This window comes from Sphingobacterium puteale (assembly GCF_003627955.1).
In the GTDB taxonomy this organism is placed as follows: domain Bacteria; phylum Bacteroidota; class Bacteroidia; order Sphingobacteriales; family Sphingobacteriaceae; genus Sphingobacterium; species Sphingobacterium puteale.
Genome location: NZ_RBWS01000006.1, coordinates 360,948 through 387,197, shown reverse-complemented (window position 1 = coordinate 387,197; position 26,250 = coordinate 360,948). Strand labels below are relative to the sequence as shown.

The 26,250-nt window shown below is 42.6% G+C and carries 15 protein-coding genes; 8 read left to right on the top strand and 7 right to left on the bottom strand.

Annotation, left to right across the window (positions count from 1 at the left end):
• The first annotated feature begins 208 nt into the window (after nucleotides 1-208).
• The 7 genes from D7322_RS09000 (at nucleotide 209) to D7322_RS08970 (ending at nucleotide 5,230) form a co-directional block, all read left to right on the top strand.
• Entirely contained in the window at nucleotides 209-1,048 is an 840-nt protein-coding gene (locus tag D7322_RS09000) for a helix-turn-helix transcriptional regulator (protein ID WP_121123378.1), read from the top strand.
• 41 nt (nucleotides 1,049-1,089) lie between these two features.
• Nucleotides 1,090-2,046, top strand: coding sequence for a nitrilase family protein (locus tag D7322_RS08995; RefSeq protein WP_121123376.1), 957 nt, complete (start codon nucleotides 1,090-1,092; stop codon nucleotides 2,044-2,046).
• Between the two features lie 224 nt (nucleotides 2,047-2,270).
• Nucleotides 2,271-2,849 carry a dihydrofolate reductase family protein gene (locus D7322_RS08990; RefSeq protein ID WP_183078653.1) on the top strand — a complete coding sequence of 193 codons (579 nt, stop codon included), beginning with the start codon at nucleotides 2,271-2,273 and terminating at the stop codon, nucleotides 2,847-2,849.
• A 256-nt stretch (nucleotides 2,850-3,105) separates the two neighbouring features.
• Entirely contained in the window at nucleotides 3,106-3,486 is a 381-nt protein-coding gene (locus D7322_RS08985) for a helix-turn-helix domain-containing protein (protein WP_121123372.1), read from the top strand.
• Nucleotides 3,487-3,557: 71 nt separating this feature from the next.
• Nucleotides 3,558-4,313 (top strand): SDR family oxidoreductase, encoded by a 756-nt coding sequence (locus D7322_RS08980; protein ID WP_121123370.1) that lies wholly within the window; start codon nucleotides 3,558-3,560, stop codon nucleotides 4,311-4,313.
• 66 nt (nucleotides 4,314-4,379) lie between these two features.
• On the top strand, nucleotides 4,380-4,703 hold the full coding sequence (locus tag D7322_RS08975) for a hypothetical protein (protein ID WP_121123368.1): 324 nt from the start codon (nucleotides 4,380-4,382) through the stop codon (nucleotides 4,701-4,703).
• Nucleotides 4,703-5,230 (top strand): class I SAM-dependent methyltransferase, encoded by a 528-nt coding sequence (locus tag D7322_RS08970; protein WP_121123366.1) that lies wholly within the window; start codon nucleotides 4,703-4,705, stop codon nucleotides 5,228-5,230. Before D7322_RS08975 ends, D7322_RS08970 begins: the two co-directional genes overlap by 1 nt.
• 204 nt (nucleotides 5,231-5,434) lie before the next feature.
• Here D7322_RS08970 and D7322_RS08965 read toward each other — a convergent pair whose 3' ends face one another.
• Complete coding sequence (locus D7322_RS08965; protein WP_121123364.1) at nucleotides 5,435-6,007, bottom strand: YoaK family protein; 573 nt, start codon at nucleotides 6,005-6,007, stop codon at nucleotides 5,435-5,437.
• Nucleotides 6,008-6,266: 259 nt separating this feature from the next.
• On the opposite strand from D7322_RS08965, the gene D7322_RS08960 reads away from it, so the two are divergent.
• The gene (locus D7322_RS08960; protein WP_121123362.1) at nucleotides 6,267-8,588 is read left to right on the top strand and encodes a GAF domain-containing protein; all 2,322 of its coding nucleotides are present in this window, start codon (nucleotides 6,267-6,269) and stop codon (nucleotides 8,586-8,588) included.
• A 107-nt stretch (nucleotides 8,589-8,695) separates the two neighbouring features.
• Here D7322_RS08960 and D7322_RS08955 read toward each other — a convergent pair whose 3' ends face one another.
• The 6 genes from D7322_RS08955 to D7322_RS08930 form a co-directional block, all read right to left on the bottom strand.
• Entirely contained in the window at nucleotides 8,696-10,666 is a 1,971-nt protein-coding gene (locus D7322_RS08955; protein ID WP_121123360.1) for a fibronectin type III domain-containing protein, read from the bottom strand.
• Nucleotides 10,667-10,677: 11 nt separating this feature from the next.
• Nucleotides 10,678-18,792: a hypothetical protein gene (locus D7322_RS08950; RefSeq protein WP_121123358.1), complete on the bottom strand. Its 8,115-nt coding sequence runs from the start codon at nucleotides 18,790-18,792 to the stop codon at nucleotides 10,678-10,680.
• Entirely contained in the window at nucleotides 18,789-20,501 is a 1,713-nt protein-coding gene (locus tag D7322_RS08945) for a hypothetical protein (protein WP_147430344.1), read from the bottom strand. The genes D7322_RS08950 and D7322_RS08945 overlap by 4 nt, the downstream gene beginning before the upstream one ends.
• Nucleotide 20,502: 1 nt before the next feature.
• On the bottom strand, nucleotides 20,503-22,065 hold the full coding sequence (locus D7322_RS08940) for a hypothetical protein (RefSeq protein WP_121123353.1): 1,563 nt from the start codon (nucleotides 22,063-22,065) through the stop codon (nucleotides 20,503-20,505).
• 200 nt (nucleotides 22,066-22,265) lie between these two features.
• A complete protein-coding gene (locus tag D7322_RS08935) occupies nucleotides 22,266-25,466 on the bottom strand; it encodes a ligand-binding sensor domain-containing protein (RefSeq protein ID WP_121123351.1) in 3,201 nt (1,066 codons plus the stop codon).
• A gap of 9 nt (nucleotides 25,467-25,475) precedes the next feature.
• Complete coding sequence (locus tag D7322_RS08930) at nucleotides 25,476-26,207, bottom strand: LytR/AlgR family response regulator transcription factor (RefSeq protein WP_121123349.1); 732 nt, start codon at nucleotides 26,205-26,207, stop codon at nucleotides 25,476-25,478.
• Between the last annotated feature and the right edge of the window lie 43 nt (nucleotides 26,208-26,250).

Below are 26,250 nucleotides of genomic sequence, written 5' to 3'. Positions count from 1 at the left end.
GTCTTTCAAAAATATACTTAATTACCAACAGAAAAACGAGCCACTACGAGGATTGATATTCGATCGTATAGTTACCTCCAATTCATTGTGCATATCATCCAGTTCATGAAGCTCTTCGGCAGCAGAACACGCAGAAAAGATGGGGTGGCTATTTATCAAGATATAAGAATTTTGTACATTTGAGCTTAGTCAGTTCATAAGTTTGATTATGCAGATACTTCCCCCTAAGATTTTATTTCCTTACATCAAACACTATCTTTTTTTAGAAAGTAGCGTTGATCAACATAAAAAACTACGTTTATTTTCAGACGGCAATACTGGGATGGTATTTCTTTTAGATCAAGGTTTTCTTTCCGTGAATCAAAGCCAACATCTACCCCATTCATTTTTATATGGCCAGATAAGTCATTTTCGAGACCTAGCTCTCAACAAGCAAACTTCCTTTATTATTATTGTATTCCAGCCCGATGGCCTTCATAAGCTACTTGGGATTTCGGCTCATGAATTAAAAGACCAGATTGTTCTTACTCAAGATGTGTTTGGAAAACCAGCTGTAACTTTATATGAAAGCCTTGGTTATTTAAAAAAGACAGATGAGAAAGTCCACGCGTTAAATACATTTTTTTATAATTTGGTCGTTCAAAACAAAAGCTCAAGCCAGCAGGTACTCTCTGCTGTTTTACAATACATAAACCGTCAAAAAGGGTTGGTAACTGTTGAGCAGATGGCCAATTATAGTGGTTATACAGAACGGCATATGGAAAGGATATTTTCCCAACAGGTTGGAATGAGTCCAAAAAAATTTGTTAATATCATACAACTTCACTCCTTTTTGAAATTGCTTCGCAATAAACCAGCTGAAAAGGATTTGACTTCAATCTGTTATGAAGGTGGATATTTCGATCAGTCTCATCTCATTAGAGCCTTTAAAAAATATACGGGTATAACACCTTCTGAATATTTGAACAACACAACAAAACTGGCCATAAATTTTATGGAATTTAAAGATAGGCCTGAGCCTATGTCGGGTTTGTACAATTTTATTTAAAGCCCGCCAAATAACTTTGTCTATATATAATTCACAGTACTATGGACAAATTAAAAATTGCAACTGCACAATTTGAGCATAAAAGTGCGGACAAAGCTTATAACCTGGCTATTATTGAACAACTTGCAAGGGAGGCTGCGAGCCAGGGAGCCGAAGTAATTGCCTTTCACGAATGCTCGGTCACCGGTTATACCTTTGCAAGAAATTTGGATAAGCAGCAGATGCTGGCTATTGCCGAACTCGTTCCTGATGGCGATAGTACCCAAAAACTGATCGCAATAGCAGCTAAATATAACATTATCATTTTTGCCGGATTGTTTGAAAAGGATGAAAACGACAATTTATTTAAACCTTATATCTGTGTTGACAAAAATGGTCTTATCGCAAAACATCGCAAGTTACATCCCTTTATTAATCCGCATTTGAACCCAGGTCAAAAGTATACGGTTTTTGAAATTAAGGGTTGGAAATGCGGTATTTTGATTTGTTATGACAACAATGTCATTGAAAATGTGCGAGCAACAAAATTGTTGGGTGCCGATATTATCTTTATGCCCCACGTCACCATGTGTACACCTTCATCCAGACCCGGAGCAGGTTTTGTTGATCCCCAGCTCTGGCTAAACCGAGAAAACGATCCAACCAATTTGCGCTTAGAATTTGACGGAATGAAAGGACGAAGCTGGCTAATGAAATGGCTGCCGGCACGCGCTTATGACAATGCCGTATATGTAGTCTTCTCAAACCCTATTGGTATGGATGATGATCAGTTAAAAAATGGCTGTTCCATGGTTTTAGATCCATTCGGGGATATTTTGGCCGAATGCCGAACATTTGAAAATAGTTTTGTCACAGCAACAATAACACCCGAGAAATTGATACAAGCAGGTGGACATCGCTATATCAATGCCAGACGACCTGATCTCTATCGAGATATTATTGGCATGCAACATGAATCAACCCAAAAAGTCATTTGGTTAAATTCAGACAAAAGCTGATTTCCAATCAATAATTTTAATACAAATCCCAACCCTTAATTATGCGTTGGGATTGCTGTAAATTTTAGTCAGATTCGTAAATTTTGCATTGCATAACATTTCTTGCCATAAGAAAACTCTGATGGCAAGAAATGTCTCTAATTTGCTTCTGTCAATAATATGGACGATTGACCTTTTGAAGATCGCTCCTAGATACCGTTAGTAATGTTCTAAAAATGTGGATTATGAAAAGACTTATTGTTCAGGAATTTATATCTGTAGATGGTTTTTGTGCCGATAGACAAAAAACCACAGGTTTTTTTGATGGCACCTATAATATGGTCGGAGATGAATTAATACCTTATCAGGAGAAACTTATAGAAAGTATTGATTTTATTCTTCTTGGCAAGGAAACATACAAAATGTTTACGAACTATTGGCCAGATGCTGGCGGCGAGAATAGCAAGGTTGCCTCCGCTATGAACAGGATTCCAAAAATAGTTTTTTCCAGCTCATTAAAAGAAGTACATTGGGGTAACTGCGAAAATATTTCCCTGGTTGCAGAAGACGCCGTCAACTTCGTTAAATCTTTTAAGCTGAACGAAGAAAAAAACATAATTATATGGGGCAGTATTTCACTTGTAAAGTCACTATTAAGTGCCGGTCTCATTGATGAAATTCAGCTGGTGATTGTTCCTGTGTCTATTGGAAAAGGGGATTCTCTTTTCCCGGAAGATTTTAATCTTTTCCATTTAGAACTAGCTGATCATAAAGTATTATCAAATGGCGTGGTATTATTAAAGTATAACCCACTCAAAAAGTAGTCATTCTATATAATTTTGCAGATTAAAAACCAGCTAGAAGTTTAAGACAAGACAAGTAAAGACAGGAACTATTACCAATTGCATTAAACAACGGTATGCAGATAGAACAATTTTCGAAATTATTAGATCATTCAGGTATTGATATCACTACAGAATATATGCTCAAGTCACATCGAATAAAAATCCGTAAAGCTCACCGTGTTTATTTATTTTTGTTTGCTGAATTTTATTTGTTGATATCAATCTAAAAAGTGTAATGGAAGAGAAATTAAATAAAGAAGAAAAACGCAGTGTAGAAATTACCAAGCAATATTTCGACTTTTTAGACAAACACATTGATGACGTGATTAATGGTAACGCATCAGAATTTATGGAGTTGAACCAGATAGCTCGTGAGCTTGCTGTATCACATAATCATCTTACAGATACCATTCACAAAGAAAAAGGCAATCACCCTTGTCATTTTTATGATGCTAAAATTATAGACAAAGCAAAAGAACTATTGGCCAATAGCGATGTTTCTATCGCTAAAATTGCGATGACATTAACATACGATGCTTCAAATTTTTCCAAGTTTTTTAAAAAATGGACAAGTGAAACACCAGGTAGTTTTAGAAAAAGAATAAAGAAAAAGTAAAAGTTCCGTAAAGTTCACCATAATATACCTATTTGCATTTCAGAACTTTGTTGAAACAAAAAAATTAAATTATGGCAAGAAACGATGTAAACGGAAAAGTAGTATTAATTGCAGGTGGTGCAAAAAACTTAGGTGGCTTATTGAGCCGCGATTTTGCAGCTAAAGGGGCAAAATTAGTTATTCATTATAACAGCGAGAGTACAAAAACCGATGCCGAAAAAACATTGGCAGACGTGCACGCTGCAGGAGCCGAAGCCATTTTGGTGCAAGGCGACCTTACCGATGTAACAAACATAACCAAGCTGTTTGATGAAGCTTTGGCAAAATTCGGAAGAATTGATATTGCTATCAATACCGTTGGAAAGGTTTTGAAAAAACCTTTTGTAGATACTACAGAAGAAGAATACGACAGTATGAGTGACATCAATTCGAAAGTAGCTTATTTCTTTATTCAGGAAGCAGGTAAAAAACTGAATGATAACGGGAAAATTTGTACTATAGTAACTTCATTGTTGGCAGCATACACAGGTTTTTATTCTACCTATGAAGGAATGAAAGCGCCTGTAGAACATTTTACCAGGGCAGCTTCCAAAGAATTTGGAGATCGTGGAATTTCTGTAACTGCGGTTGCTCCCGGACCAATGGATACTCCGTTTTTCTATGGGCAAGAAAGCGAAGAAGCGGTTGCTTATCACAAATCGGCTTCAGCTTTAGGTGGTTTAACAGATATTAAAGACATTGCACCATTAGTTGAGTTTTTAGTAACCGATGGTTGGTGGATTACAGGTCAAACCATTTTTGCAAATGGTGGCTATACGACAAGATAGTAATCCTAAAACAATGACAAAGGCAAATTGTTTGTACTGTTAATTAACGATGCTCAATCAGAAAATATGGATTTATCAAAAATTACAAACGAAAAAGTTAAACAGGCTTTGGAAATGTGGCAAGATGGAGATAGCAAAACATTTATATCTTTCTTCATTGCTAATCCCAAGTTGACTGATGATGGCAGTTCTCGTGATTTTTCAAATTTCGTAAAAGAGGCTTGCGGACACGAACGTTTTACAAGCATTGATAAGGTTGAAAATAATGGGTTGGATATCTATGGAAATTTTCATACAGAAAGCTGGGGCGATTTCAAAACCTACTTTAAATTTCATCAAAATACAGAAGGAAAATTTGAACGATTGGATATTGGACAGGCAATTTATTAATGGATAAATATACGAAATTATTACAATCATTTTCACAATTCTCAGCCCAATCTGTACCACAGCATTGGGCTGATTTGGGTTGTGGCAGTGGTGTTTTTACAGAAGCTTTGGCAAACATGTTGCCTTCGCAAAGCAGTATTATTGGTATCGACAAAACACTGTATACGCTTAATGAGAAAATGGGCAATCAAATCAACGTGATTTTCAAAAAAGCCGATTTTGTTTCGGATGATTTACCAATTACAACTTTAGACGGCATACTTATGGCAAACACCTTACATTTCGTAAAGGATAAAGGAAATCTTATCACTAAACTAGAAAAGTATTTTGCATCTACACCACGATTTATAATAGTTGAATATGAACAAAGCATTGCTAACCGATGGGTACCCAATCCGATAGCCTTTTTAGAATTAAAGAGATTATTTATTAAATTAGGTTATAACAATATTACAAAAATGGCTGAACTAAAATCTGCTTATGGGGGAATGATGTATGCCTGCTTTTGTGAAAAAACACCGTTTTAATCCCATGACATAGTTCGAGTTACACTCCCAAATGAGATAATACCAATTGGAGCAGTAAAGCAAAGGCATTAATATACTGGGCTACCGTCATGACTTTTGTACGTTCGGTCTTTTTTATCGGTTACGTATCAAGTCCCGCCTGCTTTGGAATTGTCAATGCCAGTCCAAAGCCAAACAAAATAGTTCAGCGTATTAGGGTATTTTTCACTTAGAACTTCCGCTTGGTTTACCAGTATGATCTTGTTGCCTTCGCTTTAGCCTATAAAGTCCGAGCAGTAAACGATCATAACAAAGCGCAATCAGCAAAGCGGTTACAGGCAACAGTAAGGTCTTTCTCCCCAGCCAACCGTATATAAATGCACCTATAATACCACCAAAGAAAAAGCCTCCAATGATGATAATTTTAAGGAGAATGCCTCGTCGTAAACGCTTGCGTTCATTTGTTTTCTTATAGAAAATTACCTGCGACAATTCAATTCCTAAATCCGTAAACAAGCCAGTTAAATGTGTTGTGCGAACGACGGAGCCAGATATCTTTGTTACTAGCGCATTTTGCAATCCCATAGCGAGCAAAAGCGTGCAGGACAGCCAGACAGAACTATTGGCACCGGGGAAATTAAAAAACGAAACAAATGTAAGCAGCATAATTTCAATACTGATGGGTACACTATATGAAAAATGTGCTCTTCCCCTTGATGTGAGTTCCATTGCCGTGTTGGCGACAAATGCCCCTAACAAAAAGGAAATTACATAGAGTATGCTGAGCAGGGCAAACATTTACTACTCCAGCTACAATGGATAACAATGCAGCTAACTGCACATTATGGATATAATTTCGTCAACAGACCCAAATTTACCTTTTTTATTGACGAAATGCAATAAATGAATGCTCACATATCTCAATAGCTACGGAGCCAGGACATTGTTCCAGATGTAAAAGCAATGCCATTTGTTAAAAAATAACTGCTCAATACACGATAATTTTATACTTTTGTCTGTCTTCCAACAATAATCTAATTTAGTCAGAAAAAGCGCTATGCAATTTAATTTCAGCTTTAGTACCAGTCCTTTTAAGACCCTGATCGCATTCCACAAGATTATCCCCACTTTGGAAGAGACAGCATTGTCTGAAGTCGATTTTCAGGCTAGTTATGCGCGCTCGTTGCTGGAAGAGATCAAAAAATATCCGGAACTTACCGAAGGTATTGAAAAAGTAGCCGATTTACAACGCTATGAGTCTGTGATTAAGGTTTTGTTGGCGGATCTATTCCCGTATTCATTGACAAAAAACGAAATTAAGGCCATTACGATCCCCTTTCATCTGCACACCTTTAATCATACTGAGCGGTTGGCAAAGATCCTCAGCGATGCCGGCGACCATTACACCTTCAGCTTCCGGGATGTCTCCGAAGACAGCTATTATATATTAAATTGTTGCGTCATCATCAGTATGTACTATGGTATTCCCGTTGATGCGATGGATGCGCCCATCTTCCTGGACATCCCCGACAAAAATAATATCATGCACCATTATCGGGTACTGTTCAACGCAGACTTTATGGATATTATTCCCACTGAGCGGGCAGTCCCCCTTTCGCAGGAAGATATCATCGAACTGATTGATAATTTTTCGGATATTGCCCTGTGGAAATCCAAATTCCCCGAAAACAGTTGGATCTTGAAAGGTTTTTCGATCATGACCCTCTTTGATGCAACAACTGAAAATGCTGTATCCAGCTTCAAGAGTAACCTGTTGCGCGATGATGCCAAAGTGCAATTGGATGAAATTCAGGAAATATTCCGGTCTATCTACAAAATAGCTGACCTGCGCATTGGATTGACCTCTTTTGAAAAAGTACGGGAAGAGTACAATCTTCGGATTGTAGAAAAACAGCTATACAGCCACCTTTTATATGATTCGACCATAGCTGAATGCCAAGAAATGCTGTGCAATGAAACCCTAGAAAGCATGCTGACTAAGGAAGAACTGTTGGTGGTACCTGATATCGATAAGTTATCCGTTGCAGACCCCAAAAAATCATTCTTTATCAACAAGCTCAAACAGCAGCAGGTGAAGAGTTTTATATTTGCCCCACTTATCCAGGAGGACAAGGTTCTAGGTATCCTGGAAATGTCTTCGTCCAAAATCCGTGCGCTGAATTCGGTCAATGCCAATAAGCTCAACTTCATCTTACCCTTTATCAAAGACAAGGTCTCTAAAGCATTTTCCGAAACCGAAAACCAGATTGAGGCAGTTATCCAAAGAGAATATACCTCTATTCATCCGAGTGTCAAATGGCGGTTTCAGGAGGAGGCTATACATTATCTCAATAACAGGGCTTTTGGAAAAGATTATAGTCTTCAGGAAATAGTATTTGAAAACGTCTATCCGCTTTATGGGCAGATTGATGTTCAAGGTTCCTCCGAATCCCGGAATCACGCGATAAAGGAGGATTTGATCCATCAGACAACTGATCTTATTGCACTTTTCACCAAGATAAATCAGACGCACAAACTGCCTTTGTTTGAACAAAAAGTCTTTGATCTCCAACGTAATCTTGCGGCACTTAACCTCTCATTGTCAACCGATACCGAACAGACCATGCTGGATCAGATGAATATGGATATGCATCCTATTCTCGAGAATTTTAGAAAAAACAATAAAGATAGCCTGGTTCTTGCTGATATCAATGCCTATTTCGACCGCATAAATCTCGGTATAGGTGGTTTCTACGAGGCCCGTCGTGATTATGACGACTCCATCACTCTGATCAATAAAAAGCTGGTGACTATTCTTGATGAAAAACAACTGGAAGCACAAGAATACTTTCCTCATTATTACGAGCGCTACAAAACAGATGGTATCGAGCATAACATGTACATAGGAGCGTCCATTGCACCGGACAAAAACTTTGAACTCTATTACCTCAAAAATTTACGCTTATGGCAACTGCAGGTCATGTGTGAAATGGAAAGTCAGTTTAGAGTGCTCCAGCCTGAACTACCACATCAGCTGGAGGTTACCTCGCTAATTCTAGTCTTTGCAACTCCGATCTCCATCCGTTTCAAAATGGACGAAAAACAGTTTGATATCGACGGGTCCTACAATGTACGCTATGAGATCGCAAAAAAACGTATCGACAAAGCGAAGATCAAAGGATCAACAGAACGCATTACCCAAAAGGGGAAATTGGTGGTTGTCTATTCGCATCTACACGAAGAGACAGAGTACTTGGGTTATATCAATTTACTTCAGCACAAAGGCTTATTGCAGGATGATATCGAGAAATTTGACGTCGAAGATCTACAGGGGCTGATCGGCCTGAAAGCGATCCGGGTGGGATTTAAGACGTTCTAGCGACGACATTGGCAAAGACATCCAGCAAAGACGGCTATGATAACATCCCCGCTCCCCGGAGCGCAATAGTGTGTCCATATACGTTGGCCCAATGTAAATTCGCCAGATTATTCCCCGTAAAAAACTAACTGACTGCGCTCACTTTCTATACTATTGCTGTCGACTGAGGTGACAAAATAGTAATACATATTATCTTTTTTAATCTCCGCATCCAGATATTCAAATTGACTTCCTGGTATTGTCTTCACCAATTCCGGATCAGCTTTGCCGGCACTCCGGTAGATATTGTAAGCCTTCATCGCTGTTGCACTTCGATCCCACTGAATAAGCAACTTGGAATCATCGGCCATATATAACCGAATTTTTAAAGGAGCTAAGGGCTTATCAACTACTTTTTCAACCTGGATCGCACTACTCAGCGCACTTGTTCTGGCCGAATCAATCACCACTTGTATCGCATAATCATAAGAACCGGCTTGGCTTAAAGTATCCACAAATTCATTGGTTTCCACCTTTGCAAATACGCTTGTGGGGAATGAAATTTCGTCTTTTGACTTCCGATAGACCTGATAATAATTGACGCCGTTTAAGATTTTTTCCATATCGTACCAGGTGATGGAAATCCTTTCCCTGTCCAACCAGAGATAACGCAATTGTCTTGGGGCGGCGATCTCCATTTTAGCTCCTTTGGGGATGGACAGTTTTACGACTTCAGACAAAGGGCTCAGTGATTGCGTATGCGAGACGGCCGCAATCGCATAGTAGCTGATCACATCGCCGATCGTGGCCGAGCTATCTTGATAGTGATAAGATTGTTGCTCCGCATGATAGGGAATAAAATTGCTGATTTGGCTCAGTTTTCCGTTTGCATCAAAACTTCGGTAAATATAAAAGCCGGCCACATTAATACTGTCCATATGCTGCCAGTCCAGCGCTGGCAAATTTTCCTTCATATAGGCATGAACACGGGTCGGCGGCAAGATATTGACGATGCCTGTCGCAATCCCCGAAACCCGTGCCGTCGGAAAGGAAACACCAGATTCGCCCTGCATGACCAATTGATAATAATAACTTTTTCCAGCGCGAACGGACTGGTCAATATAGCTTGTATCTGTCACAGGAACAGTAGCCAGCAGTTGATAGTTTGTATCGTAATTATCGCTCCGGTACAAGAGAATATTCTGTAAGGCATAGCGTTGCTCCAGAGGCTCCCAATAGATCTTAATCCCACCATCGATCGCTGCCGTTCGGACATTGAACCCTCTATTGATGTTTCGGAAGCCACCGACCTGCAAACTAACGGTATCCGAACTTGTGCCCAGATTGCCAAAAAGATCCTTGCCGATCAGACAATACTCATATCGCACAGATTGCAATGCAGTCGTATCCTGCAGGTAGTAAATAATCGAATCATTTTGGCTATTGCCACTGATACCCCGCGTGCTGTACACCGGTCTAAACTCAGAACCCGAGCCCCGCACTCGCCTAAACACGTCAAACAGTGGTGCGGCCTGGCCAATTGCAGATCTAAAACGGAGAATCGGAAACGCCTCACCTGGATCAACCTCAATACTTTTGATCGCTGAGAAATCCACTTTGGGTAGACGATAGGTCATATTGGCATTATATTCACTGCCATCTACAGCGACAATTTTATAACTATAATCTTTACCCAATACTGCAGTGGTATCGATAAGTCCCAGACCAAATCCGATTCGGATCTGGGGAATTTGCAAGCTCAGGTATTGCTGTTGTTTCAGGGGATCCTCCCAGGCTTGCCATAAACTTTGCGCCAAACTATCGGATAGGCTCCCCGATTCTGGAAAAATAAACAGCAGCTCTTTTATCCGTTGCTGTACAGTGGCTATGGATTGGAGGGCGACAATGTGCCTGATCAGCGCAAACTCGTCCTCCCCGGATCCTTTACGGAGCACAACATAGCCCTTCTTGGCCATTTCCAGGTCATTGACATCAATATAAATTCCCTTTGGTGTGCCAATCATTGTCACTTTTGCCTGCTGCGGATACAGCGGAATGCTTAAAAGCAATAACCAAAGAAGCCATACAATACGTTTCATAATTCCGTTTTCTAGTAATCGAAGTCCGGATCTTTGCTACAAGATCCACTATTTCTGGTAAATTCAAATTCAACACCTTTATTGCAACTGGAGCCAGCACACAGGGTCAGTTTGCCCATGACACCGATGTTGACGCTTTCATCCACAAAGGCACACCAGACTCGCGCTCCAATATTGGCCGAGAAACAGCCCATGACTTGAAAGCTCGGATTTCCACCAGTATTGGCAAATTTAGCCTTTACGCCCACCTCCGCATCCACCGAACCGCTCACGCCACAGACACCGCCCAAGACAGCCATTCTCGCGTAAGCATGAGCAAATAGCATCGCTCCGACTCCGATCTCCTGATTTGCCTTGTTAAAGCTGCCATAGATCCGCGCATCAAAGCCTGCACCAAAACCCACCTCAAAATCGGCTACAACAAAATTGACCGCAAAATGCGTCTCTGGAATAATGTCCTTCCTTCCAGTGAATAAAAATCCATGGAAGCCATTTTCCTTAAATATACGCGGCAGTTTTTTGACGTAAGACTGGCTCGTAAACTTCGCTTCCATCTGTGGCGTGACTACATTATGATCTCCAATGCCAATGCCCACAGCCAAGGGGAAGATCAGCGGTACCGGCGCCAGGACATCTGCACCGGCAAAGAAATACCAGCCTTCTTTTTCAAAGAGCATTTCAAGTTCTACCTTGCTCAGGATAACAGCTCCTGCCACCAATCTTGGCATGCTCAGTGCCCCAAACATACGTCCGGTTTTAAAGTCATAATCAAATTTGGCTCCTGAGAAACCACCGCCATTCTGTGCCATACCATCAGCCAGATTATCAACGGGTAATTCCTCTTGAATTGCTTTAACAGCCTGCATGGCAACCTGTTTGGTTTTCTGCTTGGCCACATCGACAATATCTATACCTAAAGCGCCACGCAAAACCCCATTAAGCTGCAGAAATCCGCCAATAGGATTACCGTCGATCATAGAATTGACAGCATTCATACCAGCACCTGCCAGTCGCATTTTAGCAGCGATCTGATCGTAATATTGTTTTCCGTCTTCACCCAGCTTCATCAGCTCGTTGTAGGTGTTGTTGGCACTCTTGAGTTGATTCTCAATAAATTCCCGGCTTTCACGCACATTTTCATCCTGCATGACTTCATCCAGGAGCTGTGCAGCATATTCCTCTCCCTGTTTCCGATACGCTCCAATTACGATTTCCGCTTGCTTCTTGGCCTCGTCCGCTGCCTGTGAAGCAACCTGTTCTGCGAAAACTTTTGCATCCCCAGCGACTCCGCCAGTGTTTCCGGTTCCTTGAACTGAAGATGTGACCATGCTGATGAGATTCGCTTTGATGCCGATATCCGTTCCCGGCATCTGTATCATCCCCGCAATCCCTAATCCACGACCACCAAACAGCTGTCCTCCTGCTGCCGCAACAGTTTTAAAGCGCGTTCCTCCATCGCCGGTAAAAGAGAAGCTCAATGGCGCAATGGATAATTGAGGTGTACCGGATTCGCCTGCTGTATAACTAATGGTGCCATTGATATTGTCCAACAACTTGGGCAAGTGCAAGTTGACAGTACCATTCATCGTAAGTCCATCCGGTCTACTGAAGAAGGAACCTGGAGTAAAGGATAATTGACTTTGCAAAGTAATCGCTTTGGCAGATTGACTAAAGCCAAAGACTTCCTCATCATTACTCAATACCGCCATATATCCAATTTGAATGCGATCCCCCCGATGCGTCATTCCTGGAAGTTTTTCCAAAAATGCAGCTTCCCCGTTGTCATTACGTAGGGTAAATTTAAAATGCCCTTTTCCGGGAATATTGCCTACGTCCGCGTCATAGGAGAATACAAGTTCTGTACCCGGATTGAGGTGCAGCGGTATATTCGCCTTGCCACCCACAGTCAATTGCTGTGAGATATTATCGCTTTTGTCAAAAATAAGCTCGCCTGGGATTATGCTCATTTTCCGCATATTCAGGTCCGCCTTATTGGTAAATATCTTACCATCATTCAGCACGATGCCACCAGAGTTAGGGGCCAACACCCATGACTTGCTTTGCACCTTCCATTTTTCCAGCTGAAATTCCAGAGGCTCTTGACTCCGCATCGGTAACAGCATATCTTTGGTAATAATGGCCTGTCCCGCATTTATACGCAAAGGAATATTGCCCTGTATCGTCGTTTTCAAAGTAAGGAAAAGATGAATGCTATCATTTTGCATATAGGATTCCCTAGCTCCCTGGATGCCACTTTCGCCTTCAAAACCCAGATACTTGAACTCGATCGCCCTACCCAGGTCTTTGCTGATCGCATACCGCCGTCCTTTGATATTTGTAGTTGATTTGAAGACCTCAATATTCATTTTAGATGCACTTTCCGCAGCATAATTACCCAGGTAAAAATCCTGATTGCTAATTGTCATATAACTGCTAGGAAAATTGAACGAGTTGTCGATAATGCGAACTTTCCCCATGATCGAACCTGTCGTATCATTTTCACCACGTCGTAGGCGGATAAATTGGTCGGTACCCAGTAGTTGTGCTTTGAATGACGAAAATGCAGCCACCCGGATATTTTTTTCCAACAGGTCAATGCTTTCTGCTACCGGCACCGCTTTCGCTATCTGGCGATTATTGACAAAGCCTGATTTCTTAAGGACGATATTTTTAAACGTTAGGTTCGGCTCCTGACCGGCAAACTTATCGCCTCTGAAGTCTGAGTTTAACGGCAGGTCGACCAGGTTACCAGAAACGAGATATCCCCCATCGTTCTGTTGCTCCAACTTATTGATTCGAACGTTAAATCCATATAACTGACTGATGTCAATATCGCGGAGTTCATCTATTTGAAAATCCAGCTGTTGCTCCTTGCTATCTTTTGGAATGCTGATCGATTTGCTCTCGCCAACAAAAGTGCGGCTTTGCGCATGGTAACTGGCCGTCACCTTGATTTTCAGCGAATTACCTGTTATCGATCGACTTACCGATTTTAGCTGCGGAACCAACATGGAATATTTACCATTAACATCGGTCTCGGTCTCACTTTCGGAGTTCGCACCTGCCCCCTGTTCCAGATAGACACGTGCTCCTTGAAGCGCCGTTCCATCTGCTGCTAAGCTGACTTTACCGTGGAGAAGATTGGCCCGCTCCACTTCGACGACCACTGTACGAAGGACCTGATCATCTTCACTATTGACATTGTTGAGACTGGTAGGCATAAAAGCAATGGTCCCCTGTGGACCGATTCCACCAAGTTCATCTGGATTATTGTCCTTGCCCTTAGGGCTATATTTTGCAATGTCATTGGTTACAAATACGTTGAAATTAGTCTTCGAATTATTGACAAATTCAAACCGCGCCTCGCCCTGGATATTCGTTCGTTTGAAATCATCACCGGCACCTTCAATAAACACCTTGGCATTAGTCACCCGCGCACCATCGCTGGTCTTGACGACAATGTTGATGCGGTGTTTTCTGCGGGTCAGCTTGAAATCCCCTAGATCCGTATGAGGTTCCTGAGCGAATACAGCCACAGTTCTCGGCATATAAGCAGGATCATAAGGCAAGATCATGATGGAGTCAGGTCGCGTTGGAAGATCTATTTCAAAACGCTGATATGGCATAACCAATTGTGGCCCAACAGAACCAAGAGACTGAATTTCTTTGCTGACATCCGGAGCGATCAGTGTATTGCCGCCCTTTGCTGTTCCCGAGTAAATAAAATTGACCCGGTTTCCAAATTTTGATTTGGACTGTGTGGCCGCAGCCACAATTCCGGCATTCAGATCTGCCTTACTTGTGATAAATAGCGTGGTGGTGACTTCGCCTTTTCCATTTTGGGATGATTGGATCTTGCTGCCGCTGGTCCCAAACGATATTTCTTTTTTATCGCGTACAGCCTGATTGACCAAGGTTTGAAAATTGTTCAGGGCAAATTGACTTGAGGCCTGATTCAACGTTGCCCCAACGGATTTCCTGCTTGCGGCACCTTCCGTATCCACCCATCTTCCATTCATTTTCAGCTTGACCCTTGCGGTAACAGGAGCGTTATTCTCGGCATCCATGACATAACCATAAGAGCCTCTTCCCAGCGGTTTAATGGCAAAGTTGCGCACAATCTGGCGCCCCGACAATCCTGGCTCAAGAGCGCCGATGTCCACCTGCTGTTTTTCGTATCCCGGCGCATACAGTATTTTGACCAGATTGGCTGTCTGAGTTGAGACCGTTCCTGAATTGATGGTTTCCGGGTTGAAAGATTCGATCCGTTTTTCTAATGTGGGGAATGAATAGTAACCATTATCGTCGGTGCTGGTCACTTCCTCAAAAAGGAAATTATAACGCTGGTTATTATACGATTTTCCATTTAAAATCACGCTTGCTTTGACCTGTACACCCTTAACCCCCAAGGTGGTAAAGTCGTCGGTTACCCGGCCCCGGATCAATGTTGACTTAGGAACCAGCCTGAATTTATAGTTAACCACATCATCCGGGTTAAAATCCTTGTTAAACAAAATCTCAGACCCGGGTATAAAACCTTCAATACCCTGAGGTCCATCAGCGGCTACCCTACGGTTGGTCCATACATGTGTTTTACCCAGGAAATAGTCCTTATAAAAGGCGGCATTATTTTCGCGGCCCCGATCATCTGCTTCCAAAATGTAGCTCAATGTGCCAGCGGCATCCCTGGTAGCCGGGCGAAGCACATCTTTAAACTCAATGTAACCATCATTGTTACTGAGATCACCCTCGCGCATCAGTACATGCTGATAGCGATTATCTAGGGATGGGTTGCTTGAGGCAGCCACAACACCATTATTGAGCGACTGCCCTGAATAGTTGGCGCCGATATTAGCCGTGTAGCTCGTGGCGAGCTGATTGATAGCTATCACCGAGGCTGCCGAAGCCAGTGGCGCCGCAGAGTTATTGTAGCCCGAATTGGGTGTCGCAGTATTGATATTCTTTTTGGTGTTTCTGTCCAGCCCCGGAATACTTGGCATATAACGATGGTCTTTATTGCTCAGGTCAAAATAAAGATTGACTGGCACCTGGGCAAAAGCAGTTGCAGTTTGCGGTTGCTCTGCCCGATCGACACGTTCAACCAACACTCGAATATTTTGGGTTTTTACAAAAGAAGTATAGGATCCTATATCTTTGCTTTCCCAAGGCTGTATCACAATGGCTTCATCTGGCGCGCAATAGTAAGCGACATCAGGCACTAACCGGAAGACTCGTCTAAATTTGCCCTCCCGGCTACTTAACAGGTCTCCATTGCCCCTTGTGAGCGTGCCCTCAACAAATTGTCCGGCCATATCCGCATTTGGAAAATCAAACTCAAAGTTTCCATCTTGATCCGTCATGACCGTTTGTAATACTTTATAGTTGTCCTGTACACTATTGCCGCCACCATAAATGGATGTTCCCTTATCGACGACTTCGGTTTTGGCAAAATTTCCATACCCAAAGCTGGCCAACTGTGTATTCACACTGCTGTAATAGTTTCCTATTGGAGATAATAGCCCTTGTACGCCAGCGGTGGTCGTTGAATTGTTAACAGTAGATTTCGATTCTACAAAATCATAGGTGACCACCAGTTTTAACGGCATATTTGCATAAGGCTGTTTTGGTAAGCCTGAGCGATTCTTATATGCATATTTTAAATTGCCGGTCAATTTGGTGCGCGGGGCCACAGCTAATTCCTTTTCCAGTGTCAGCAAAGCCTCGTCCGAACGGTCGTTGTACCGATAATCTGCCCATTTGTCCTTGCTGAGGATATTTTTTGTGATTCCATTTCCATAAAGTGAACCGCCTTTGGCTGTATTGCTTCCAAGATTAATTCCCGGCTTAGCCGCCGCGATATTTCCGGGCATGGTGGCCATCGCACTGCCTTGTTTGCTGGATCCTTTGAGGCTGTTTCCGGCCGCAGTTTTTACCTTTGCTGTCGCTACTTCATCTGAATTTAAAGCATTTGTAAAAGACTTTCCATTGCTATAACTGACCATATCTATATTATTCAGCTTAAGATTGTTATTGAGCTGATTTTGGCTGACATGAAGTCCTTCTGCAATCGTACCGTAAGAGACTTCCCGCAATACAGTGCTTCCATCCAGTAAGACAATCTTATAATTATAACTGTCTGAAGGCAAATTTCTGAACAGCGAATTGATGGTCACATATGCGTCATTGCCGTTTTTCTTATCGCTCAATTGTGGAGTTGTACGTTCGGCAATCAAGATCTTATCCCCCTGGATTGCCTCCTCGTAGTCCTTGTCGCTCAAGAGATCACCTTCATAGCGAGGAATTCCATAGCTTGGATTTTCTTTATTCGCCTTTTGCCGATAGATTTTGATCTTGGCATTTTCAACATAATCACCCTTGAGGTTATTGAAGATCTCTCGCACATTGACTTTTAGGCTATATGCATTGGCATCTAATGTGATCTGGTTGACATTTTGTTCGCCACCCGATTTGAAAGAAAACAATTCATTGCTCGCTTTAAAATGCGGATTGAGCACCGCGACTTTATAATACAGGCCTACTTTGCCTTTCATGTTTTCCAGATAGTAACGTATACTGGCAGGCATCACAGCAGTCTGATTCCCTATATTGGCAGACCATTTGTCCTCAGGTATCAGACCACTGCTATCTTGGGACGAAAAGAAACAAGGTATTTCAAAATTTCCATCTTTATCAGTCGTCACATACTGTCCTCCGAAAACATCTTCCTGATTGAAGAAGTTGGCAATATTACCTGTAAGTTCTGTTTTTTGCACCACACCACTGCTATCTTGAGCAACCCGGGCATATACTTTTGAGAGATAAACTTTTTGATTGGCAACCGGGAAAACATGTCCTTTAGGATCATCCTTAAATTGGTAGGCCAATCTTCCTTTGATCATGGTTGTATCGCGGTGTATTTTGGCATCAAAGACAAAATCTACGGGGATACTCTTGCCTTGGTTTTCAAATATTTGTTGCCCTGTGGGATCACTGGCAATGACTTGTACCTGATAGCGTTCTCCTTTTTTAAGGACTGGCATCTTCACAAAATCGTAGAGTAGCTCATTTTTTCCGACGATCTTGGTCGTATACATCGGCCGTGCGGCATCGTTTTGCTTAGTGTATTTATTTGGGGCGGTGGTATAAAAATTAACGGTATACGATGTTGTTGGCGCAGCGTTGACGATGGGGTTCCAGACCACTTTAAACTGTCCTTCGCCCTTAAAAACACTTTGATTTTCCGGACTCACGATCTGGGGCGCGGCAATCATATTTCCCGTATACATAAAGGAGGTCACTTCAGACCAGCCCCGGTTTCGAAACGTTGATTTTCCCGTTGGATCACTGGCCTGCACGCCCATGACATATTGCCTTCCTGGGATAAGAGCAGGGTGCGCAGGACCATACAACAGCATATTTGACGTTAATGTTTCCTCAAATAAAGGTCTGCTGGACAAAAAGGCATCATTTGCGTTACGTGGGACGATAACCTCGACAATGCGTAGCTTGTATTGGATAAACGGCGAAGATCCCGGCGGCGTAGTCCAGGTAATAGGAAGCGCCTGTACCCCTTTGACGTCGACCCGTTGTTCGTTAAACGGGCTAATAATACGTGGTGGCTCCAGATCCGAAATTCGGAAGCTCGTACAACCCAATGGTTGCTCTGGGCTGATCGGTTCCAGTGTATTATACTGTAAAGCACGGATACAGAGCGTATAGTTACCTTCTAACAGGCCGACCCCGCGATTCATATCTGCACGGCTGATACCCGTATAGTCAATTTTGTTAATATCAAATAGGGCAGCAATGTCATTTCCATTTAGATTGACGGTCTGTCCCGCGCCGATAATAATTGGGCGTGGGCTACGATAGCCCGGTTTTACCCAGGCCGAAATCCCATTATCTCCAGTTACCCTTGCGGTGAGCTGTATGGACAGCTCCACTGTAGACGTATTGGTCACGGTCACCACCATCAGTTCGGGCCGCGAGGAATAGTCTGCAATACGGTTCAGATAAGGAGGCAACACGTGCGATGTGATCTGTATCTGCGCCTGGGCCATACCACATAGCAGCAAACATCCCAATAGGATCAACACATTTCGTCTGATAGATGCGATCGATTTCATAATCCAAAATTCAATTGGTAAGCAATTTCGCCCCGGGTCTCCGAGAATGAAGGGTTTACGCCCGTCACGGCCGAACCGGGATTGTTATTGGTAAAGTAGACCATTGCCCGGATACTTTGCAGTTTGTTAATGGCATAAGATAAATTGAGCGAGCCGTTGAAGATATCGCTTTTTGCGCCATTGCTGTTTCCCTTGAGGTAACTTAGGTTAGTGCCTGCGCTGAGTTTATTGTTGGCCATCAAGTAGGTAGCTCCGCCCGATACTCCCCTATAACTATTTTTATTGCCCGTCGATTTTAGATTAGTATAGCTCAGGCTGGCATTGAAACTTAATTTCTCCAGTGGCAAGGACAAAGTATAGTTGAGCAGGTATTGACCCGAGTTGATATCCCTACTGGGAGAATTATTTGCGTCAAAATAGCTGTTGTAGTCATTCATGCTATTGAAATTAATCGACAGCAAGATCATCTGCACCCTTTTCGGGCTCGAGATGGTGAATCGAGGCATGATCCCCAGGGTTCTGGTGGTCTGCACAATTTTAAGAGAATCCGCAAAGCGCAACGTATTGGGTTTCTGATTATTGGAAAAATTACTAAAGTTAAGATCAATGCCGAGCTGTTTTGTCAGTTCGGCTGTTACCATCGCTGTACCGATGACACGTTTGGAGGTTGCTTCTTTTTGCAAGCGTACATTGTCCTGCTCTATTCCTAGGCTTCCATTCAAGCGAAATCTGCCCGAAGGGTGACTATAGTTGGGCATGATAGTCAGATTTTCAACATCGTTGGTAAAGTAATAGGCGCCCATCGAGGTAAATCCGGGCTCCACACGACGATAGTTTACTTTCAGCCCATAGTTTTTGGCCTGATAGCCAATACCTGCGTTAAATGCCAAAAACCATTCAGAAGTCCCATTGATGTCCAATAGTCTACCGAGCTTTCGGAGTGTCTTATCGCTTATGGAGTCTAAGGACAGGGTCGAGTTGATGTCACGGGTGAGCAAACTTACCGCACCGTCACTTTCAATATAAAGCTGTTTAAAAAGTGTAAAGCGTGTTCCATAGCCCAGGACAGTATTGGCTGCTGGTGTCACTTTCCGAACAGCATTGGGAATCAGATCCGCTACCGAACTGCTATCATCTTTGGCGTGGAGCAGGTTTAGGTCAAAGAAATTTGCACTGGTACCATAGCCTAGCTTTACGGCCAATCCTTTACGGGTGAAGGAATAAGGTACCAGAGACATGGATGCTGTATCAATGACCGTAGCCCGGTTTAAGCGCCCGTACATCAAGCCAAAACGCAATTTGCCCGGGTTCAGTTCCACACCGCCCCCCAAAATGGTATGTCCGGCTAAGGTGTAGGGCGAAAAAGTGACGTTGCGGTAGCCGGCATGTAGCGTCACCCATTTATAGGTCGGACTGAGACCGAATTGGTTAAAAGGCTGTTGGAAGGAACTCTGCTTTTTGCTCAAGGTGAAGCTAAATGGAATACTCCATCCATATAACGAAATCGTCGGACTGCCACTGATCAGATAGTTCAGCGGCTCCATACGGTTGGCAATACCTGATGCATGGTAAAACATGCTTCGAAATTCCAGATTTCCATCAAACCGAAAAGGTTTCTGTTTGGCGATGGTGCTTAGCTCCTGGCTCTTTAAGCTCCCGAGAATCCCCAAGCAACACACAACGACTGCGAAATGGACAATAGTTTTCATGCTAATCAGCGATCTTATACATGACTTTGAGTTGATTATAATCCTTGGGCAATGCTTTGGCCAGTCCGTACGCATTTTTGTTACCCGGAATGATCACAAAACGGAATTGTAGATTGCTCTCCACCTCCTTTTCGCTGATATCGAATGCCGTATTTGTCATAAAGATTCTGATCAATGCGTTGACTTGATCCAGAGAAAAACCGTAATCAACCCAATTGTAAAGACGGCCCGTGCAATTGAGCTGGCTGATAAATGATCCTTTCTCGCCGGCATCCTCCCGTACATAGACCAGTATCGCAGCTTCGTCAAGGAGCTTGGGATTGTCCTTAAATTCTGCGACAAAAAGGTCGCCGCTGATATTTCCTGAACTTGGTGATTGGTACACATTATTGAGCTTTCGCCATTCACTGTAGATGACATCCGTCTGTGCCCCTGCCGGACCTCTTAAATTTAGGATGGGACCGCCCCAGCCGCTGGTGGTTTTGGGACCATACAAGTTTCCAGTAGCAATACTGATGTAATAATCACCTGCCCTTCCGAGCGTATCCTGTGGGCTGCCATAACCATTATGAATTTTGGATCCTGGCGAACCATTTGTTCCATTCGATCCCGCAGCACCCGTGGCACCCTTTAAATTAACAGGCATACCCCAGGTTGTCGCTGTCTTTGGTCCATAGAAATCACTGGTACTGGTGCGGAAGTAAAAATCGCCGATTCGGCCCAATGACATTGCTGGCACAGCAATACCACTCAAGATCTGCGATCCTGGCGCGCCATTTAGGCCATTTGTCCCTTTGAGACTGGTGGCATTGCCCCAGCCATTAGCCGTTTTTGGACCGTAGAAATCACCTGTATTGTTGCGAAAGTAAAAATCGCCCAGCTTGCCGATTCCCGCATCTGGGACAGATGTACCCGCAAGGATTGTAGCTCCATTTGTTCCATCAGTACCATCTGCACCTTTGGCGCCGATCAGACTAATTGGCATACCCCATCCAGCATCCGTTTTGGGGCCGTATAGCTGCCCTGTGGTGGTGCGGAAATAATAATCGCCATTGAGGCCCAAACTCGCCGCTGGGGCTATGGATCCATTATAGATTTTGGTGCCATTGGCCCCCTTAAGATTAAGGGCTATCCCCCAACCTGACGCAGTTTTGGGACCATATAAATCGGTCGTGCTCCGATTGAGGTAATAATCACCGATCTGCCCAAGCGTACTGGCCGGGGCGGTGCTGCCATTTAGTATTTTAGAACCCGGGGTTCCGGGAGCACCTGTTGATCCAGTAGCACCTGTAGCACCAACAGCACCTGTGGCGCCACGAAGGTTGACAGGATCCCCCCATCCTGTTGTTGTTTTCGGACCGTAAAAATCACTATTCGTCAGTTGGAAATAAAAGTCACCGGCTATTCCGAGCTTTACATCAGGAACGGCATTACCCGTATAAATCTTTGTGCCACTTAAGCCTTCCAGGCCTTGTGGACCAACATCGCCCTCTTTGGTGCAGGCAAACAAAAAGGCGAATATCAAATTGACTAGAAAAAAACGATGAACTGATAGCGTTTTCATATCTGATTAAATTATAGTTCTTAATTGGTGTAGACTTGGGGCTAATCCCACTGTAATACCCAAACAAATAGAATAATTTAATTCACAAGATTTTTAGAGAATGAGTGAACAGCGTTTTAAAATGAGTGAAGAGGGTTTCTTTTTGAGCAAAAGCTGAGAAATTATTCATCAAAAATTACGCAGAATTGCTATGTAGCATATCAATCTTCCTGGTTCAAGCGAATGACAGGTAGGGAAATACTGATCATGGTACTAAATTCATGCTCCTGGGGTAAAGAAGTTACGGTCAATAGCGCTGTGCGATCTGACGATTTATCATTAAGTAGACTCAGCCGGTCGTGTACCCCTTTTAAACCAAAAGAAGTGGTTTTGAAGTTTTGGTGTTTTGTCTGTTGTGCCTGGTCAAAGCCAACACCATTATCCAAAACTTCGATCTGTATAGATGTTGGAGTTTGCATCAAGTTTATCCGGATTTTACCCCGACGGTCCACCAAGTGTCGGATACCATGGTGGACGGCATTTTCTATCAGGGGTTGAATCAGCATAGAGGGTATTTTCTTGTCATGAATATCCAAATGCGGATCGACATGTATCTCAAATGAAAAGCTATACGCAAAACGGTCTTGCTCCAGTTCCAGATACAATTTGATCAGATGAAGCTCAGAGCTGATCTTCACCAAAGAAGATCTGGAATTTTCCAACACAATCCTGCTCAGGGTCGCAAATTTATGAATCAGGTGGCTGGCACTTTTTGAATCGTTTTCAATGACATAGGCTTCGATAGAATTAAATACGTTGAAAATAAAATGGGGGTTCATCTGTGAACGGATCGCTTTCAGCTCACTTTCGATTAATTTCTTTCTAAAATCAGCTTCCAGCTTCTCCTCCTTTTCAATTTCCAGGATCTTTGCCTGTTCCTTGATTTTTCTTTCGTTGGCAGCCAATTCATCTTGTAATCGGTCGGTATAAGCCAATTGGATCTCATTGATCTTTTTCTGTTGGCGCAGTCGAAACAAAAATACACCAATGACGATACCAATACCTGTCAAAAGTACCAAGGTCTTAAACCATACTGTCTCAAACCATTTCGACTGCAGCTGAATATTGAGCCTTGCGATTTCGGGGGACCATTGTCCATATTTATCTCCCAGTTTAGCTTCGAAGATATAATTTCCGCCGGGCAAATTGTTGTATACAGCTTGCGGATCTTCTTTGCCAACCACCCAGTCCGGATCTACATCTTTCAGACGGTAGGCAAAAATATATTCCCGTAAGGCGGCGTCAGGATGGGAAATATCTATAGCAAAACTATTTTCCTCGGGTCGAAGCTCTACTGTTGGACCATGAAATAACAAATGGCTATAATCCTTGTTTGCAATGTGAAATTTACTGAACAGCGGTTTTTCCAAAACTGCGGATTTAAAATTCAGGTTTTTTAAACCCGTCCGCAAAAGGCCATTTGAGGTACAGAAGATCAAATCATTATCGACCAGCGAGACGGCGTAAGTCTTGACTGGTAATGGAGGGATTATCCCCTTTCCATGAGCCAACTGAACAAAAGACTTTGTACTGGGATCAAAAACCATCAATCCATCGTTGCTACGTAACCACAGTCGTCCTAATTGATCCCGTTTAATGTCATTGACAAAATTGTGTGGAAAGTCATTTTTATCCGGATAATATTGAATAAATACGGTATTATTTTTTTTTGTGATTGCACTCAGTCCACTGGCGCCGGTACTGCACCATAGCGTATCCCGATGGCCCGGTGAAAAAGCAATCACCTTATTAGAAGGCAAGCCTCCATGTTCTTTCAATTGGACAAACTGGCGCCAGCGAAATTTTTTCTTATCCAGTAATTGGATGAGTCCATGTCCATCCATCCCCAGCCAAATGGATTGGTCGTTATCCCGCCCCATATTTACAATTTTATTGCTCGGCAAACCTTTGCTCTTGTCGTAACGTACTATCGTTTTATTGGACAGATCATATCTATATAATCCATTATTCCAAGTACCGATCCATAAAAACAGCTTGCTATCAATGGTATCTTTTAACACAGTATTGCAGTCGCCAAAATCAAAACCGAATTTATTACCTATGATTTTTAGTGGGCGAATCGCCTGTTTTTGTGCGGTGTCAAAATAAAATAATCCATTATAGAAGCTCGAAAAATAGATAACCCCATCAATTACATTGATTTGACTCATTTTTATACCGTTTAAAGAGAAAGTGGATAGCTTTTTCTTGAGATCGGTACTCAATAGACCAAAATTATATGCCGTCCTATACCAAAGGTTGTTTCCTATTTTAAAAACATCGATAATGGGTTCCTTATCAGCTGGAACCAGCTGATTGACCTTGTTCATCGACTCTTCATACCAAAAAAGACCATTCGTAGTACCCAACCAGTATCCATTGTTCGTCTTGAGCATGACATTTACTTTGATGGGCAATTCGCATTTGGGACATAATTCGCTCCATTTTATCTGCTGCTGCTGTCCCGTCTCAGGTTTATACACCGTGATCCCTTTGGACACATGCCCGGCAATGATCTCATCCCGGTTGGGGTCAAAAATCATTGCTGGATAGGCATTATCATAAAATTCTTTGCATTTTTGTTCGCCAAGCAAGTTAGCCTTTAACGAGCCGTTCTTAGGCATATACTTGACCAGATCATGATCATAGTACATACTATAGATTTCGTTTTTTCGAAAGACAAAGCTGGAGACCGCATTTTCATCTGGCTGATTCAGATTGAAGTTTTTTATACTGCCACTGCGGGGATCATAACTAAAGAACCCCTCGTAGCGCGTTCCGATCCAAAGTATGCCACGACTATCTTCTCTAATGCAGTAGATGTTCAGAGCACCATCTTTTTTACTTAAGGGAAATACAACCCGTTTTATCTTTTGGGTATTGGGATCCAAAACCTGTAGGTCCATCTCTTGCCCTCCAAAATAAATCAAGCCCGATTTACTGGCAAAGACCTCATACAATTCATTTTTAAGAATGGATTGATCCAGCCGCACCGGATAGTATGTAATTGATTTGTCCAGGGGCTTACGTTTATCGTAGCACAATAGCCCCTGATTATCAGTTGCCATCCATATACGTCCATGAGCGTCGATAGCAATCTTCCCCAGGTCATTGGTAAAGCCCAAACCTAATTGATTAAATGGGATATGATGTATCTGTTTGCCATCGTAAAAAGCCAGCCCTTTATTGGTCGATATCCACACGATCCCCTGTGCGTCAGTTGCCAGTCCACGTACCTCGTTGCTCGGGAGGCCCGATTCAGCTGAAAAATGAATGAGATTATAGGTTCTATGTTGCGCCCTGGAAGTAGATAGCAGCATTAAGGCAATTGACCAGCAAAATATAAAGAACCTCAATCTCATAATATCAATTTAATGACCTATCAACCTTTCGATGACCAGGCTTTTTTTAGAAGAGGAGACCTCAATTTCAGAACCATCTTCGAGCTCCAATGTTCCACCATCCCCTTTTTTGTAACGCAATACATAGTCCAGGTTGACTATAACACTTCGGTTTACTCGTATAAAGCTGTCCATTTCCAGCAATGGTTCATACTCTTTGAGCGTTTTAGAGACAATTATTTTGGTTCCGTTCACTTGGTAGAATACAGAGTAATTGCTCATGGCTTCGACCTTGATGATATCGCTTTTTTTGACAAAATAGATACCTTCAATGGTTGGCAGTGAAATTTTCATGTGATCGGTACCGCGATGGGTCAAACTTGAAGCGAGCTTTCTTTTATTTAGGATCTTATATTTGAGTTTGCGGACGGCGCAGCTTAACTCCTCGGGGTCAACGGGTTTTAATAAAAAATCCAACGCATTAGCACGTAGTGCCTCTAACGTATATACCTGATAGGCTGTGACAAAAATAATCTCAAATTCAAATTGTCCGATATTCTCCAACAACTGAAATCCATCCATTACGGGCATTTCGACATCCAAAAAAACCACATCAGGTTGGAGCGCCACAAGCTCCCGCAACGCAAGGACTGGATCGTTAAAAATATGCGTAACGGTCAGGTCTTCGGCAAAATCTTTCAGCTTATGATGAAGTAACGTGCTTCCTTTCACTTCGTCATCAATTATTATTGCTCGAATCATAATTGGCCCATTAAATTAATTCTATTAAATCTACTCTTTTTTT

Bases quoted from the DNA above. Each gene is read 5' to 3' on its own strand.
- D7322_RS08985 (WP_121123372.1), top strand. From the start codon at position 3,106: ATGGAAGAGAAATTAAATAAAGAAGAAAAACGCAGTGTAGAAATTACC.
- D7322_RS08950 (WP_121123358.1), bottom strand. From the start codon at position 18,792: ATGAAATCGATCGCATCTATCAGACGAAATGTGTTGATCCTATTGGGA.
- D7322_RS09000 (WP_121123378.1), top strand. From the start codon at position 209: ATGCAGATACTTCCCCCTAAGATTTTATTTCCTTACATCAAACACTAT.
- D7322_RS08955 (WP_121123360.1), bottom strand. From the start codon at position 10,666: ATGAAACGTATTGTATGGCTTCTTTGGTTATTGCTTTTAAGCATTCCG.
- D7322_RS08940 (WP_121123353.1), bottom strand. From the start codon at position 22,065: ATGAAAACGCTATCAGTTCATCGTTTTTTTCTAGTCAATTTGATATTC.
- D7322_RS08980 (WP_121123370.1), top strand. From the start codon at position 3,558: ATGGCAAGAAACGATGTAAACGGAAAAGTAGTATTAATTGCAGGTGGT.
- D7322_RS08970 (WP_121123366.1), top strand. From the start codon at position 4,703: ATGGATAAATATACGAAATTATTACAATCATTTTCACAATTCTCAGCC.
- D7322_RS08935 (WP_121123351.1), bottom strand. From the start codon at position 25,466: ATGAGATTGAGGTTCTTTATATTTTGCTGGTCAATTGCCTTAATGCTG.
- D7322_RS08965 (WP_121123364.1), bottom strand. From the start codon at position 6,007: ATGTTTGCCCTGCTCAGCATACTCTATGTAATTTCCTTTTTGTTAGGG.
- D7322_RS08975 (WP_121123368.1), top strand. From the start codon at position 4,380: ATGGATTTATCAAAAATTACAAACGAAAAAGTTAAACAGGCTTTGGAA.
- D7322_RS08990 (WP_183078653.1), top strand. From the start codon at position 2,271: ATGAAAAGACTTATTGTTCAGGAATTTATATCTGTAGATGGTTTTTGT.
- D7322_RS08995 (WP_121123376.1), top strand. From the start codon at position 1,090: ATGGACAAATTAAAAATTGCAACTGCACAATTTGAGCATAAAAGTGCG.
- D7322_RS08930 (WP_121123349.1), bottom strand. From the start codon at position 26,207: ATGATTCGAGCAATAATAATTGATGACGAAGTGAAAGGAAGCACGTTA.
- D7322_RS08945 (WP_147430344.1), bottom strand. From the start codon at position 20,501: ATGAAAACTATTGTCCATTTCGCAGTCGTTGTGTGTTGCTTGGGGATT.
- D7322_RS08960 (WP_121123362.1), top strand. From the start codon at position 6,267: ATGCAATTTAATTTCAGCTTTAGTACCAGTCCTTTTAAGACCCTGATC.